Genomic DNA, 14,696 nt, shown 5'->3' on the forward strand with positions numbered 1-14,696 from the left:
TACGGTTTGTTACGCAGGCAACCGATCGAGCTGCGCGCGCAGTTTCTCGAGTGTGCTCTGGAATTCCGCGACGCGCTTCTGTTCCTGCTCGACCACGGCCGGCGGCGCTTTCGCGACGAATGCCTCGTTGCCGAGCTTGGCATTGCACTTCGCGATCTCGCCCGTCAGGCGCGCGATTTCCTTCGACAGACGTTCGCGTTCGGCCGCGACGTCGATCTCGACCTTCAGCACCAGCTTGTTCGGCCCGACGATCGCGATCGGCGCACCGTGCGCTTCCTTGTCCAGCGCCGCTTCGTCCGCGAGGATCTGCACTTCCGACAGGCGCGCGAGGGCCTGGACGTACGGCGCGAACGCGCGCAGGCGCTCGGCGTCGCCCGCGGCGAGCAGCGGTACCTTGGTCGCCGGCGACAGGTTCATCTCGCCGCGCAGGTTGCGGCACGCGTCGACGATCGCCTTCAGGTCGGCCGCCCACTGTTCGGACGCCTCGTCGATCTTCTGCGGGTTCGCGACCGGATACGCCTGCGTCATCAGCGACGCTTCGCCCTCCGCCTTGCCTTGCGGATAGCGGCCCGCGAGCGGCGCGACCTTCTGCCAGAGCGCTTCGGTGATGAACGGGATGACCGGGTGCGCGAGGCGCAGCACCGTTTCGAGCACGCGCAGCAGCGTGCGGCGCGTCGCGCGCTGCTGTTCCGGCGTGCCGTTCTGGATCTGCACCTTCGCGAGTTCGAGATACCAGTCGCAGTACTCGTCCCACACGAACTTGTAGATGCTGCTCGCGATGTTGTCGAAGCGGTAATCGGCGAAGCCCTTCGCGATGTCGGCTTCGGTGCGCTGCAGCAACGACACGATCCAGCGGTCGGCCGCCGAGAAGTCGAGGTAGCCGCCCGGGCCGCAATCGCCCGCGCCGCAGACTTCCGGCTTGTCGGTGCCGCAGTCGTGGCCTTCGCAGTTCATCAGCACGAAGCGCGTGGCATTCCACAGCTTGTTGCAGAAGTTGCGATAGCCTTCGCAGCGCGCGAGGTCGAAGTTCACGTTGCGGCCGAGCGTGGCCATCGACGCCATCGTGAAGCGCAGCGCGTCGGTGCCGAACGCGGCGATGCCGTCCGGGAATTCCTTGCGCGTCTTCTTCTCGATCGTCGCGGCCTGCTTCGGGTTCATCAGGCCCGTCGTGCGTTTCGCGACCAGCGTGTCGAGGTCGATGCCGTCGACGATGTCGATCGGGTCGAGCGTGTTGCCCTTGCTCTTCGACATCTTCTGGCCTTCCGCGTCGCGCACGAGGCCGTGCACGTACACGGTGTGGAACGGCACCTGGCCCGTGAAGTGCGTGGTCATCATCACCATCCGGGCGACCCAGAAGAAGATGATGTCGAAGCCCGTGACGAGCACGGACGACGGCAGGAAGTGCTTCAGTTCAGGCGTTTCGTTCGGCCAGCCGAGCGACGAGAACGGCACGAGCGCCGACGAGAACCACGTGTCGAGCACGTCCTCGTCGCGCTTGAGCGCGCCCGCGTAACCCTTCGCGGCGGCCTGCGCGCGCGCTTCTTCCTCGTTGCGCGCGACGAACACCTCGCCGTTCTCGCCGTACCACGCGGGAATCTGGTGGCCCCACCACAGCTGGCGCGAGATGCACCAGTCCTGGATGTTCTCGAGCCACTGGTAATAGGTGGTCGTCCAGTTTTCCGGGACGAACTTGATCTGGCCGCTGCGCACGACGTCGAGCGACGTTTCGGTGATCGACTTGCCCGGATTGAACGTGCCTTCCGGCGCCGGCTTCGTCATCGCGACGAACCACTGGTCGGTCAGCATCGGCTCGATCACGACGCCCGTGCGGTCGCCACGCGGCACCATCAGCTTGTGCGGCTTCACGGAATCGAGGAAGCCTTGCGCGTCGAGGTCGGCGACGATCGCCTTGCGCGCGTCGAAGCGGTCGAGGCCGCGATACTGCTCGGGGCCGTTGTCGTTGATCTTCGCGTCGAGCGTCAGGATCTCGATCGGCGCGAGCTTGTGGCGCTGGCCGACCTGGTAGTCGTTGAAGTCGTGCGCGGGCGTGACCTTCACGACGCCCGTGCCGAACTCGCGGTCGACGTAGTCGTCGGCGATCACCGGAATCTCGCGGCCCGTCAGCGGCAGCGTGACGAGCTTGCCGATCAGGTGCGCGTAACGTTCGTCTTCCGGGTGGACCATCAATGCGACGTCGCCGAGCATCGTTTCCGGACGCGTCGTGGCAACGGTGAGCGAGCCCGAGCCGTCGACGAGCGGGTAGCGGATGTGCCACAGGTGGCCGTTTTCCTCTTCGCTTACGACTTCGAGGTCCGACACGGCGGTCAGCAGCACCGGATCCCAGTTGACGAGGCGCTTGCCGCGATAGATCAGGCCCTGTTCGTAAAGCGTGACGAACACGTCGCGCACGGCGGCCGACATCTTGTCGTCCATCGTGAAGTATTCACGCGACCAGTCGGTCGACGCGCCGAGGCGGCGCACCTGGCCGGTGATCGTCGAACCGGATTTTTCCTTCCATTCCCATACGCGCTCGACGAACTTCTCGCGGCCGAGGTCGTGGCGCGACACGCCCTGCGCATCGAGCTGGCGCTCGACGACGATCTGGGTCGCGATCCCCGCGTGGTCGGTACCGGGCACCCACAGCGTGTTCTCGCCGAGCATCCGGTGATAGCGGGCGAGGCCGTCCATGATCGTCTGGTTGAACGCGTGGCCCATGTGCAACGTGCCCGTGACGTTCGGCGGCGGCAACTGGATCGCGAAATCGGGGCGGGCCGGGTCGAATGCCGGGGCCGCGTAACCGCGCTTTTCCCACTCCGGCCCCCATTGGGACTCGATGGTGTGGGGCTCGAAACTCTTCGCAAGCGTGTTGTCGCTCATGTTGGAAATCTGCCGAAAAATGCGTGAATTGGATGCCGAATCCGACGATTATAAATGGATGCACATCCACCAGCCATCGCCTTGCCGGCGCGGGCCCGTCGCGACGCGGCCGCAGCGTGCCCGCGACCCGCTTGCAACTTGCTGTCGAACGGATCGGGAACAGCATCGCGCGGCCGACTTATAATGTCGGGTCCGCATTTTCCTCGCCCGTTCGCTGCCGCTCCATGCCCGACCTGCTCGCCAATCTGAACCCCGAACAACTCGCCGCCGTCACGTTGCCGAACGAACCGGCGCTGATCCTCGCGGGGGCGGGCAGCGGCAAGACCCGCGTGCTGATCACACGCATCGCGTGGCTGATCCAGCAGGGCTACGCATCGCCGCCCACCGTGCTGGCCGTCACCTTCACGAACAAGGCCGCGCGCGAGATGATGGCGCGCCTGTCGGCGATGATGCCGATCGACACGCGCGGGATGTGGATCGGCACGTTCCACGGCCTGTGCAACCGGATGCTGCGCACGCACTGGCGCGATGCCGGCCTGCCGCAGACCTTCCAGATCCTCGACACGGCCGACCAGCTGTCCGCGATCAAGCGGCTGATGAAGGCCGCGAACGTCGACGACGAAAAGTACCCGCCGAAGAACGTCCAGTACTTCATCAACAACGCGAAGGAGCAGGGGCTGCGCCCGGACAAGGTCGACGCGAGCGACAACTTCAACCGCAAGTTCGTCGAGCTGTACCAGGCGTACGACCAGCAGTGCCAGCGCGAGGGCGTCGTCGATTTCCCCGAGCTGCTGCTGCGCTGCTACGAACTGCTCGCGTACAACGCGCCGCTGCGCGCGCACTACCAGGCGCGCTTCCGGCACATCCTCGTCGACGAGTTCCAGGACACCAACAAGCTGCAGTACGCGTGGCTCAAGATGCTCGCGGGCGGCGAGAACGCGATCTTCGCGGTCGGCGACGACGACCAGTCGATCTACGCGTTCCGCGGCGCGAACGTCGGCAACATGCGCGACTTCGAAGACGAATTCCGCGTGCGCAACCTGATCAAGCTCGAGCAGAACTACCGGTCGCACGGCAACATCCTCGATGCGGCGAACCAGTTGATCTCGAACAACGCGCACCGTCTCGGCAAGAACCTGCGCACCGATGCGGGCCACGGCGAGCCCGTGCGCGTGTACGAGGCGAGCACCGATTCGCAGGAAGCGGGCTGGATCGTCGAGGAGATCCGTTCGCTGATCAACACCGGGATGGCGCGCAGCGAAGTGGCCGTCCTGTACCGCAGCAACGCGCAGTCGCGGTCGATCGAGCACACGCTGATGTCGTCGGGCATTCCGTACCGCGTGTACGGCGGCCTGCGCTTCTTCGAGCGTCAGGAAGTCAAGCATGCGCTCGCGTACCTGCGCCTGATCGACAACCCGAACGACGACACCGCGTTCGCGCGCGTCGTGAACTTCCCGACCCGCGGGATCGGCGCGCGCTCGATCGAGCAGCTCGCCGACGCCGCGCGCCTGTACGGCTGCTCGATGGCCGCCGCGATTCCGTACGTGACCGGCAAGGCCGGCACGAGCCTCGGCGGGTTCGCGAACCTGGTCGCGAAGATGCGCGCCGACACGCAGCACATGAACCTGCCCGACACCGTCGAGCACATCGTGCGCGCCAGCGGTCTCGCCGATTTCTACCAGGGCGAGCGCGAAGGCCAGGATCGCCTCGAAAACCTGCAGGAACTCGTGAACGCGGCCACCGCGTTCATCGCCGAGGAAGGCTACGGGCTCGACACGCCCGCCCGGTCGATCCCGCTGCGCGCGGGCGCGATCGCGGCGCCCGAGCTCGGCACGGCCACCGACGATCCGGCGCTCGACGTGCTCGATCCGGTGTCGCCCGCCGACCCGGCGCAGAACCCCGACACGATGACGCCGCTCGCGGGCTTCCTGTCGCATGCGTCGCTGGAGGCCGGCGACAACCAGGCGCAGGCCGGGCAGGACGCCGTGCAACTGATGACCGTGCACGCGGCGAAGGGGCTCGAATTCTCGGCCGTGTTCATCACGGGCCTCGAGGAAGGGCTGTTCCCGCACGAGAACAGCGTGCTCGAATCCGACGGCCTCGAGGAAGAGCGCCGGCTGATGTACGTCGCGATCACGCGTGCGAAGGAGCGGCTCTACCTGTCGTTCGCGCAAAGCCGGATGCTGCACGGCCAGACGCGCTACAACGTGCGCTCGCGCTTCTTCGACGAACTGCCGGAGCACGTGCTCAAGTGGCTGACGCCGAAGGTCGAGGCCGGTTCGCGCTGGGGCGGCCGTTCGGACAACGCCGGCTACGGGCGCGACTGGTTCGCGCGGCCCGGCGGCGGCAGCCGCGAGCAGATCGTCGATCCGGCCGTGTCTGCGCCGCTGCCCGCGTTCGCGGACAAGCAGCGGGCGGCCGATGCCGGCTTCCGGGTCGGCCAGCAGGTGTTCCATACCAAGTTCGGCGAAGGCACGGTCACCGCGCTCGAAGGCAACGGCACCGACGCGAAGGCGCAGGTGAAATTCAAGCGGCACGGCGAGAAGTGGCTCGCGCTCGCGGTCGCGAAGCTGCAGGCGGTGGAATGATGGACATCGACATCGCGGGTGCGGATTCGGCCCGTCCGCTCGGCATCCTGGCCGCGCTGCCCGAGGAACTCGGCGACCTGATCGCCGCGATGCGCGCCGACGGCGCGATGAAGACGGTCACGCTCGGCCGCCGCGACTATCACGTCGGCACCGTGCACGGCGCGGCCTGCGTCGTGACGCTCGCGCGGGTCGGCAAGGTCGCGGCCGCGGCCACGGTCAGCGCGCTGATCCACGTGTTCGGCGTCGCGGGCGTCGTGTTCACCGGCGTCGCGGGCGGCGTGTCGCGCACGGTGCGGGTCGGCGACGTCGTCGTGGCCGATACGCTGCTGCAGCACGACCTCGATGCGTCGCCGCTGTTTCCGCGCTACGAGGTGCCGCTGCTCGGCATCACGCGTTTCGCGACCGACGCGGCGCTCACCGCGCGCCTGAAGGCCGCCTGCACGCTGTTCGTCGCGGAAGAGGGCGCGCAGTTCGCCGAGCGCTTCGGGCTGGCCGGCGCGACGCTGCACGGCGGGCTCATCATCAGCGGCGACCGCTTCGTGTCGAGCGAGCACGAGGTCGTCGCGTTGCGCGACGCGCTGCCGGACGCGCTCGCGGTCGAGATGGAAGGCGCGGCGATCGCGCAGGTGTGCGCGGAACACGACGTGCCGTTCGCGCTCGTGCGCACGATTTCCGATACGGCCGACGATCACGCGACGCAGTCGTTCTCGCATTTCCTGTCGGCGATCGCGAGCAGCTATTCGTCCGGCATCCTCAAGCGTTTCCTGACGCTGCATGCGACGACGGCGGCCTGAAGCCGCCGTCGTATTTCTCCTCCGGATCGATCGAACGGCCGCGGCAACCCCGCCGCGGCCGGTTCGTCACGCGTTCTTGCGCCGGCTGCTTTCGAGGTTCGGCAGGAACACCGTCAGCACGCCGATCAGCGGCAGGAACGAGCACACCTTGTAGACGAACGTGATGCTCGTCGCGTCGGCGAGCTGGCCGAGCACGGCCGCACCGACGCCGCCGAGGCCGAACGCGAAGCCGAAGAACAGCCCCGCGACCATCCCGACCTTGCCGGGCATCAGTTCGGTCGCGTAGACGAGGATCGCGGCGAACGCCGATGCCAGCACGATGCCGATGATCACGGTCAGCACGCTGGTCCAGAACAGGTTCGCGTACGGCAGCAGCAGCGTGAACGGCGCGACGCCGAGGATCGACACCCAGATCACGTACTTGCGGCCGATCCGGTCGCCCACCGGGCCGCCGATCAGCGTGCCCGCCGCCACGGCCGCGAGGAACACGAACAGGTGGATCTGCGCGGCCTGCACCGACAGGTGGAACTTGTCGATCAGATAGAACGTGAAATAGCTGTTGATGCTCGCGAGGTAGAAATACTTCGAGAACACGAGCAGCACCAGCACGCCGATCGCGCCCATCACGCGGCCGCGCGACAGGGTCGGGTGGCCGGCCGCCGCGGCCTTCTTCTTCATCGACGGATGCTTCTTGTACCAGTGGCCGATCTGCGTGAGCACGATCATCGCGACGAGCGCGGCTGCCGAGAACCACGCGATGCTGTGCTGGCCGTGCGGAATGATCACGAGCGCGGCGAGCAGCGGCCCGAGCGCGGAACCCGCATTGCCGCCGACCTGGAACACCGACTGCGCGAGCCCGTGCTGGCCGCCCGACGCCATGCGCGCGACCCGCGACGATTCGGGGTGGAACACCGACGACCCGCAGCCGACGAGCGCCGCGGCCACCAGCAGCATCGGGAAATTCGGCGCGACCGACATCAGCAGCAGCCCCGCGAGCGTGAAGCCCATGCCGACCGGCAGCGAATAGGGCTTCGGACGCTTGTCGGTATAGAGGCCGACGAGCGGCTGCAGCAGCGACGCGGTGATCTGGTAGGTGAGCGTGATCAGGCCGATCTGCGCGAACGACAGCGCGAACTGGCTCTTGAGCATCGGATAGATCGCGAGGATCAACGACTGGATCATGTCGTTGAGCATGTGCGAGAAGCTGATCGCGCCGAGCACCGGGTACACGGTGCGGGCGACGGGAGGGGCGGAAGGCTGGGAAGCGGTAGCGGCGGCGGCGCCGGAGTCGAGGCTGGTTTCCATGTGAGAGCTGAACGAGTTGAGGTGGCGGGCGCGCTCTGTCGGGGGCGGCGCGTCTTGAATCGTTGCTGCGTCAAAGAAGTGTAATGTGGCGTATCGAGAATGTCAGGACAAGTTTTATCGTGAATCGGACATTCCTCGGACGGATCGGCCGGTACCGGTTTTTTTGGCCGGGTATAACGCTGGCGGCGCGCCCGCCCGCAAGCGGAGGGGCGGCGCCGGGGCCGGTACGTGGTTTCCCGGACTCAAGAAGCGGCGATGGCGGCCGTAGTACGACCCAATGACAACAGGCGCGCCGCGCCCGGCACCGGCTATCCGCCGTGCGGGCGCAGGACGCGCGGCATGGCCAGCCATCGCGGGAACGCCGGGACCGACCTTTCCGGCCGCGTGATCAATACGGGGATAGTTCGATGAAAGCAGCATCTTTGCCTCCACAGCCCGGTGCGGCGGCCGCCGCACACGACGTTGCCGCCGGCCGCGCCGCACGGCGCGTGCGCGCGGCGCGTCGCGCGCGCCGGCCGTGGACCGTCAAGGCGACGTTGCGCGCCGCATTCGCGATCCTGCTCGCCGGGACGCTCGCGATCGGCGTGTTTTCGCTGTGGCAGATCAGCCGGCTGAATGCGTCGATCGCGTCGGTCTACGAACAGGGCCACGTCGCGAGCCGCGCGGCCGAGGAGGTCCGCGCCGAAGTGCTGCGCGCGAGCCGCGCGCAGAAGATGCTGCTGACCGCGACCACCGCGAAGGAGCGCGACGACCTGGGCGCCGACGTCGGCGCGGGGCTCGCGTCGATCGGCCAGGCACTCGGCACGCTGCAGCGCTACGCGGATCCGGCCGATGCCGACGATTCGGCGCGCCTGCGGGCATTCTCGACGGCGGTCGGCGCGTGGAGCGCGCATCTGCGCGATTTCGTCACGCTCGTGCGCGCGCAGCCGCTCGACCTGTCGCAGATGAACTGGCAGGTCGGCACGCAGGACGTGTCGCTGCTGGTCGAAACCGGCAAGCTCGAGAAACTCGTCGCCGAACTGGTGAAGACGCGCGGCGCGAAATCGAAGGCGACGCTCGATGCGTCCGCGACCATTTTCTCGTCGTCGTTCGCGATGATCGCGGCGATGACGGGCGCGCTGATCGTGCTCGCGATCGTGATCGCCGAGCGTGTCGTGCGCCGCCTCGTGTCGCAGCTCGGCGGCGAGCCCGCGCATGCGAAGGCGATCGCCGCGGACATCGCGCGCGGCGACCTGACACGACCGATCGAGCTGGGCCGGCACGACCGCGACAGCATCGTGCGTGCGCTGGCCGAGATGCAGACGGGGCTCGCGGCGACCGTCGGCGAGATCGCCGTCAGCGCCGAGGCGATCGCCGCCGCGTCGGGCGAGATTTCCACCGGCAACCTCGATCTGTCGAAGCGCACCGAGCAGCAGGCCGTCGCGCTCGAGCGCACCGCGGCCAGCATGGAGCAGCTCACGTCGACCGTCCGGCAGAATGCCGAGAACGCTCGGCAGGCGAGCGCGCTCGCGGCCAATGCGTCGGCCGTCGCGGAAACGGGCGGGGAAGTGGTCGGCCGCGTGGTGGCGACGATGAGCGAGATCGACGACAGCGCGAAGAACATCCGCGACATCATCGGCACGATCGAGGGGATCGCGTTCCAGACGAACATACTCGCGTTGAATGCGGCGGTCGAGGCCGCGCGCGCCGGCGAACAGGGGCGCGGCTTCTCGGTGGTCGCAGGCGAGGTCCGCCTGCTCGCGCAGCGCTCGGCGACCGCGGCGAAGGAGATCCGCGCGCTGATCGGCGCGTCGGTCGAGCGCGTCGCGAACGGCGCCGCACTTGCGCACGATGCGGGCCGCACGATGGACGACGTCGTACGCGCGGTCAAGCGCGTGACCGACATCATCGGCGAAATCTCCGCCGCATCGGACGAGCAGAGCGCCGGCATCGACGAAATCGGCCGCGCGGTCACGCAGATGGATGCCGGCACGCAGCAGAACGCGGCGCTCGTCGAACAGGCGGCCGCCGCGGCGAATGCGCTCGACGAGCAGGCGCAGGCGCTGAAGTCGCTGGTCGGGCGCTTTCGCCTCGCCGCGTAAGCGCCGCGACGCGGGGCGACGCGCTTACGACTTCTTCTTCGCGTCCGGATCGATGATGACCGTGCAGGTCGTGCCCGCCGACAGCACCACGTCGGCCGGCACCTCGTCGATCCGGATGCGCACCGGCACGCGCTGCGCGAGGCGCACCCAGTTGAACGTCGGGTTCACGTCCGCGACGAGGTCGCGGCTTTGCGGGTTGTCGCGATCGTAGATGCCGCGCGAGATGCTCTCGACGTGGCCCTTCATCACCCCGCCGCTCATCAGCCGCATCTCGGCCGGCGCGCCGATCTTCACGCGCGGCAGCTTGGTTTCCTCGAAGTAGCCGTAGACCCAGAACGAATGGCTGTCGACGATCGCGAGCTTCGCCTGCCCGGCCACCGCGTAGTTGCCCTTGAACGTCTGCAGGTTCGTGACGTAGCCGTCGACCGGCGCGACCACGCGTGTGCGTTCGAGGTTGAGCTTCGCGGCGTCGAGCGCGGCGATCGCCTGCTGATACTGCGCATCGGCGCTCGACGCGCTGTGCGCCGCGTTCTCGCGGTTTTCCTTCGACACGACGAGCGCATCGAGATCCGCGCGGCGTGCCGCGTCGTCGCGGCGCATCTGCAGTTCCGCGCGGCGGGCGGCGACGGCCGCCTGCGCCTGCTCGACCGCGATCTGGTAATGCGACGGATCGATCTGCATGATCAGGTCGCCCTTTTTCACGAGCTGGTTGTCATGCACGGGCAGCTCGACGATCGCGCCCGACACGTCCGGCGCGACGTTGACGATCTCGGCGCGCACGCGCCCGTCGCGCGTCCACGGATCGTCCATGTAGTGCACCCACAGCGAGCGCCCGATCAGGATCGCGACGAGAAGAATGACGGCGGTCGCGACGAAGCCGAAGAGTTTTCTGAGAATCATGATGGTTCGGAATCAACGGTAAACGGCAAGACTCAGTCCGCCGCAAATGCAGACGAGAAGGCAGGCCCGGAACAGCGACGGGTGCCAGACGAGACGGTAGAGGCCCGTATAGGCGAGCAGGCGGTCGACGGCCCAGGTCGCGAGCGCGCCGAGGACGAACATCAGCACCACCGTGGGCATGTAGGCATCGAGAATGGCGATTTCACGCGGCATCATGACGAGGCTCCTGGTTGGGGACGCACGGGGCGGTTGCGGTCGAGCGCGGCGAGCGGCGATTCGGGATCGAGCAGCGCCGTGCGCACGAAATGCAGATGGCTCAGGATGCGCTGCAGCCGGTGGCGTTCGTCGCGCGACGGCGTGAACGCGTCGAGCGTCTGCCGGGTCGCGTCGATCGCGTCGTTGACCGCGGCGAGCGTCGCATCGAAGCGTTCGGCGTCGGGCCGCGTGAACAGCGACGACAGCGCGGCGCGCATCGTCTCGATCGCGCGTCGCCACGGCATCGTCGGCGCATAGCGCGGGTCCGGCGGCAGCGTGGCCAGCTCGTGGCGCAGGTCGATGGCTGCGTTGCCGGTTTCGAGCACCGCGAACATCCAGCGCAGCGCGTCGCGCTGCACGTCGGGCTGGTCGGCCGACAGCGAGTGCGCCTGGTACATCAGGTCGCGCGCGCCGCTCTCGAAACGCGTGCGCAATCCGGCGAGCCGCGCGTGGCACGCCGCGACGGCCTGGTGGCGCAGGTCGGCGAGCAGCCGCTTCTTGAGCCACGGCGCGGTCGGCGGGAACATCACCGCGAATGCGATCGCCGAGACCAGCATCGACAGCAGCAGGGCGAGTGCGTCGTTCATGAAGCTGGTGGGATCGTAGTGCGTGATGCTGTCGGGGCCGGCGAGGAAGCAGAAGAAGATCAGGTAGCCCATCCCGTAGCCCGCGAGCTTCGGCTTCAGCGTCATGTAGATGCCGATCGCCAGCAACGGCGCGAGCGCCGCGCACAGCAGCCAGAAGCCGTCGATCCGCGGGTAGATGCCGAACATCAGCAGGAAGCCGGTGCAGACGGCCAGCGCGGTGCCCATTCCCATCTGCGCGGCCATCGCGGTCGGGCGGGGCGCCGACGATGCGAGCGCGCAGGTCGCCGCCGCGTTCAGCACCAGCATCACGCCGCTCGGCCAGGCGGTCTCGATCCAGAACCAGCCCAGCGCGAGAATGACCGTCGCGGTGCGGATGCCGGCGATCGTGGCGGCCGTCCGGTTGGTGCGCGGCTCGTAGCGTTCGATCCAGCGTTCGCGCTCGTGGGTCGCGGTCGCGAGCGACGCGTAGGTCGCCGCGTATTCCTGCAGGTCGGTGATGAAGCGGTACAGCAGCTCGGCGGCCGTGTCGAAGTCGAGCAGCGGGAAGCCGGGCTGCGTTTCGAGTGCGGCGCGCGTCGCCCGGATGCGGCGCGGCAGCGCGTCGCGCCACGCGAGCAGTTGCTCGGCCGAGTGCGCGGCGTCGATCGACGTGCGCACGGGTTCGCCGTGGCGCGTGAGCAGCGGCGCGATTTCGCGGAAATACGGTTCGATCGCATCGATCGCCGCCTGCGCGCCGGCCGCGTGCAGCCGGTTCATCAGCTGGTGCAGCGCGTGAAAGCGGCTCGACGCGCTCATGAACTCGCTGTTCAGCCGGGCGAGGCGGCCGCTGCGCATGCGCGTGTCCGGATTCTCGAACACGGCCATGCTGCGCGCGGCTTCGAAGCCGACCACGTCGGCGACGAAGCGCGTGTGGATGGTCTCGATGTGCGCGCGGTCGAGCTGGCCCGACAGCGCCGACGCGACGTAGTCGACGAAGCTGCCGAAGCGCTTGCGCACCGTCGTGCGCATCTGCTCGCCCGTGTATTGCGGAAACACGAGTGCGCTGACCACGCCGGCCGACACGATCCCGATGATGACTTCGGACACGCGCGTCATCGCGCTCATGAACGCACCGTCCGGGTGCTGCGACGCGGGCAGGCCGATCAGCGCGGTCGTATAGCCGGCGAGCAGGAAGCCGTAGCTGCGGAAGTTGCGGTTGCGCGCGGCACCCGCGGTGCACAGCGCGATCCACACCGCGACCGCCAGCAGGAACAGCTGCGGCTGCTGCGGGAACAGCCCGACGAACGTGAGCGTCGCGATGAGCCCGAAGATCGTGCCGGCGACCCGGTAGAAGCTCTTCGCGAGCACCGCGCCGCTTTGCGGCTGCATCACGATGAACACCGTGGTCATCGCCGTTTTCGGTGCAGGCAGGTCGAGCCGCATCGACACGCCGAGCGCGATGAAGGTCGCGAGCAGCGCCTTGAACAGATAAAGCCACGCGGCGCCGTCGGTGCGGGCCCAGTCGCCGAACGCGGTGCTCCAGGTCGCGAACGGGCCGCCGGCAGGCGTGGAGGCGGGGGAGGAGGCTGACATGGTGTCGCTCCTCGTTACCGTGCGGCCGGCACGCCGGACGCACCGGCGGCCGCCACCCGGGCGGGCCGCGCGACTGCCGCCGCGGGCTTCGCAGCCGATGCGGCAGCGCTCGCGCTGGTGCCCGCGGCGGATTCGTCATGCGACGGATGGCCGCCCGGCACGTCGGTGCCGGTTTCGACGCCGCCGCCGAGCGCGGCCATCAGCTGCGCGTGCGCGGCGAGGCGCTCCGCGTCGATCCGGGCGGCCGTTTCCTGCGCGCGCAGCAACTGCTGCTGGGCGACCAGCACGTTCACGTAATCGGTCAGCCCGCGGCGGAAACCTTCGCGCGACAACTGGTAGCTGCGGTCGTTGGCGGCCACCGAGCGTGCGGCGTCCTTCTTCTGCGTATCGAGCGAACGGATCCGCACGACCTGGTCGGCGATGTCCTTGAGCGCGCCGACGATCGTCTGGTTGTAGCGCTCGACCGCCTGGTCGTAGCCGGCATTCGCCGCGCCGAGTTGCGCGCGCAGCCGGCCGCCTTCGAAGATCGGCAGCGACAGCGCGGGGCCGGCCGTCCAGCCGCCGTTCATCGCGCGCAGGAAGTCGGTGAACGGTGCGGTCACGCCGAAGCCGCCGACCGTCGCGAGCAGATCGATGTTCGGGTAGAACGACGCCTTTGCCACATCGATGCCGCGCGCCTGCGCGTCGACCGTCCAGCGCGCCGCGACGACGTCGGGGCGGCGGCCGAGCAGGTCGGCCGGCATCGCCGACGGCAGGCCGGCCGGCGCGTCGAGCGACAGTTGCGGCCGCTTGATCGCGTCGCCGGCGCCCGGGCCCTTGCCGGCCAGCGCGGCGAGCTGGTGCCGCGCGAGCTGGATCGCTTCCTCGTAGCTGTCGATCTGGCGCTCATAGTCGGGCAGCGTCGATTCCGCCTGGCTCACTTCGAGCTGCGTGCCGAGGCCGGCCTGCAGCCGCTTGCGCGCGAGATCGGCGAGCGCATGCTGGCGTTCGAACGTCTGATGCGCGAGGTCGAGCAGCGCGTAGTTCATCGACATGCCGACGTACGCGCGCACGACGTTGACTTCGAGTTCGAGCTTCGCCGCACGCGCGTCGGCGGCGGTGGCATGCGCGGTGTCGAGTGCGCGCTCGGTCGCGTTCTTGTCCTTGCCCCACAGGTCGAGGTGGTACGACAGGCCGAGCGTGCCGGTGTTGTTCCAGGTGTCGGCGTTCGCGAGCGGACCCGGCCCGTAGTACACGTTGTCCGGCCAGTGCTCGCGCATCAGCGACAGGTTGCCGTTGATCTGCGGCAGCTCGGCCGAACGCGCCACGCGCGCCATCGCCTGCGCTTCGCGCACGCGTGCCTCGGCGGCCGCGAGGGTCGGATTGCCGGCCTGGGCGCTGGCGATCCACGCGTCGAGTTGCGGATCGCGGTAGGCGCGCCACCAGTCGGCCGCGGGCCAGCCCGCGTCACGGTCCGCCGCACGGATCGCGGCGCCGGCATCGAGCGCGTTCGCGTCGATGCGGGCCGACTGCGGCTTGTTGTCGCCCATGCTCGCACACCCGGCCATTATTAATGAGACTGCAAGAACCGCCAGTGCGAGCGTCCCTTTTGTCGCCGGAGACTGCACGATTTTCTCCCTTTCGGATATAGATGAGTCGGATGCGATTATATTTTTCAGTGATTCCTGAATAAATGGACAAGGGTGCAAGTCATTTTTACGAATCCTGAGACAATACTTGTTCGCCTCTGTGCAACAA

Annotated in this window: 9 protein-coding genes; 3 read left to right on the forward strand and 6 right to left on the reverse strand. The window is 68.2% G+C overall.

Going from position 1 to position 14,696, the window contains the following annotated elements:
- Positions 1-9 precede the first annotated feature (9 nt).
- Entirely contained in the window at positions 10-2,877 is a 2,868-nt protein-coding gene (locus WJ16_RS06975) for a valine--tRNA ligase (RefSeq protein ID WP_069256435.1), read from the reverse strand.
- A 224-nt stretch (positions 2,878-3,101) separates the two neighbouring features.
- On the opposite strand from WJ16_RS06975, the gene WJ16_RS06980 reads away from it, so the two are divergent.
- On the forward strand, positions 3,102-5,465 hold the full coding sequence (locus WJ16_RS06980; protein ID WP_069256436.1) for a UvrD-helicase domain-containing protein: 2,364 nt from the start codon (positions 3,102-3,104) through the stop codon (positions 5,463-5,465).
- Positions 5,462-6,259 carry a 5'-methylthioadenosine/adenosylhomocysteine nucleosidase gene (locus WJ16_RS06985; protein WP_069256437.1) on the forward strand — a complete coding sequence of 266 codons (798 nt, stop codon included), beginning with the start codon at positions 5,462-5,464 and terminating at the stop codon, positions 6,257-6,259. The genes WJ16_RS06980 and WJ16_RS06985 overlap by 4 nt, the downstream gene beginning before the upstream one ends.
- A gap of 66 nt (positions 6,260-6,325) precedes the next feature.
- Here WJ16_RS06985 and WJ16_RS06990 read toward each other — a convergent pair whose 3' ends face one another.
- The gene (locus WJ16_RS06990) at positions 6,326-7,564 is read right to left on the reverse strand and encodes an MFS transporter (RefSeq protein ID WP_069256438.1); all 1,239 of its coding nucleotides are present in this window, start codon (positions 7,562-7,564) and stop codon (positions 6,326-6,328) included.
- A gap of 407 nt (positions 7,565-7,971) precedes the next feature.
- Between WJ16_RS06990 and WJ16_RS06995 the strand changes: the two genes are divergently transcribed.
- Positions 7,972-9,645 carry a methyl-accepting chemotaxis protein gene (locus WJ16_RS06995; protein WP_069256439.1) on the forward strand — a complete coding sequence of 558 codons (1,674 nt, stop codon included), beginning with the start codon at positions 7,972-7,974 and terminating at the stop codon, positions 9,643-9,645.
- Between the two features lie 24 nt (positions 9,646-9,669).
- Here the strand turns inward: WJ16_RS06995 and WJ16_RS07000 are convergent, their stop codons facing one another.
- From WJ16_RS07000 to WJ16_RS07015, 4 genes are read right to left on the reverse strand one after another with little or no spacing between them, the layout of a single operon-like run.
- Entirely contained in the window at positions 9,670-10,545 is an 876-nt protein-coding gene (locus WJ16_RS07000; protein WP_069256440.1) for an efflux RND transporter periplasmic adaptor subunit, read from the reverse strand.
- A 12-nt stretch (positions 10,546-10,557) separates the two neighbouring features.
- On the reverse strand, positions 10,558-10,761 hold the full coding sequence (locus WJ16_RS07005) for a DUF1656 domain-containing protein (RefSeq protein WP_011351756.1): 204 nt from the start codon (positions 10,759-10,761) through the stop codon (positions 10,558-10,560).
- Positions 10,758-12,959: an FUSC family protein gene (locus WJ16_RS07010; RefSeq protein WP_069256441.1), complete on the reverse strand. Its 2,202-nt coding sequence runs from the start codon at positions 12,957-12,959 to the stop codon at positions 10,758-10,760. Before WJ16_RS07010 ends, WJ16_RS07005 begins: the two co-directional genes overlap by 4 nt.
- Before the next feature lie 14 nt (positions 12,960-12,973).
- A complete protein-coding gene (locus WJ16_RS07015) occupies positions 12,974-14,566 on the reverse strand; it encodes an efflux transporter outer membrane subunit (protein WP_084636013.1) in 1,593 nt (530 codons plus the stop codon).
- Positions 14,567-14,696 lie beyond the last annotated feature (130 nt).

Source organism: Burkholderia metallica (genome assembly GCF_001718555.1).
Lineage (GTDB): Bacteria > Pseudomonadota > Gammaproteobacteria > Burkholderiales > Burkholderiaceae > Burkholderia > Burkholderia metallica.

Bases quoted from the DNA above. Each gene is read 5' to 3' on its own strand.
- WJ16_RS06975 (WP_069256435.1), bottom strand. From the start codon at position 2,877: ATGAGCGACAACACGCTTGCGAAGAGTTTCGAGCCCCACACCATCGAG.
- WJ16_RS06990 (WP_069256438.1), bottom strand. From the start codon at position 7,564: ATGGAAACCAGCCTCGACTCCGGCGCCGCCGCCGCTACCGCTTCCCAG.
- WJ16_RS07000 (WP_069256440.1), bottom strand. From the start codon at position 10,545: ATGATTCTCAGAAAACTCTTCGGCTTCGTCGCGACCGCCGTCATTCTT.
- WJ16_RS07005 (WP_011351756.1), bottom strand. From the start codon at position 10,761: ATGATGCCGCGTGAAATCGCCATTCTCGATGCCTACATGCCCACGGTG.
- WJ16_RS06985 (WP_069256437.1), top strand. From the start codon at position 5,462: ATGATGGACATCGACATCGCGGGTGCGGATTCGGCCCGTCCGCTCGGC.
- WJ16_RS06980 (WP_069256436.1), top strand. From the start codon at position 3,102: ATGCCCGACCTGCTCGCCAATCTGAACCCCGAACAACTCGCCGCCGTC.
- WJ16_RS06995 (WP_069256439.1), top strand. From the start codon at position 7,972: ATGAAAGCAGCATCTTTGCCTCCACAGCCCGGTGCGGCGGCCGCCGCA.
- WJ16_RS07010 (WP_069256441.1), bottom strand. From the start codon at position 12,959: ATGTCAGCCTCCTCCCCCGCCTCCACGCCTGCCGGCGGCCCGTTCGCG.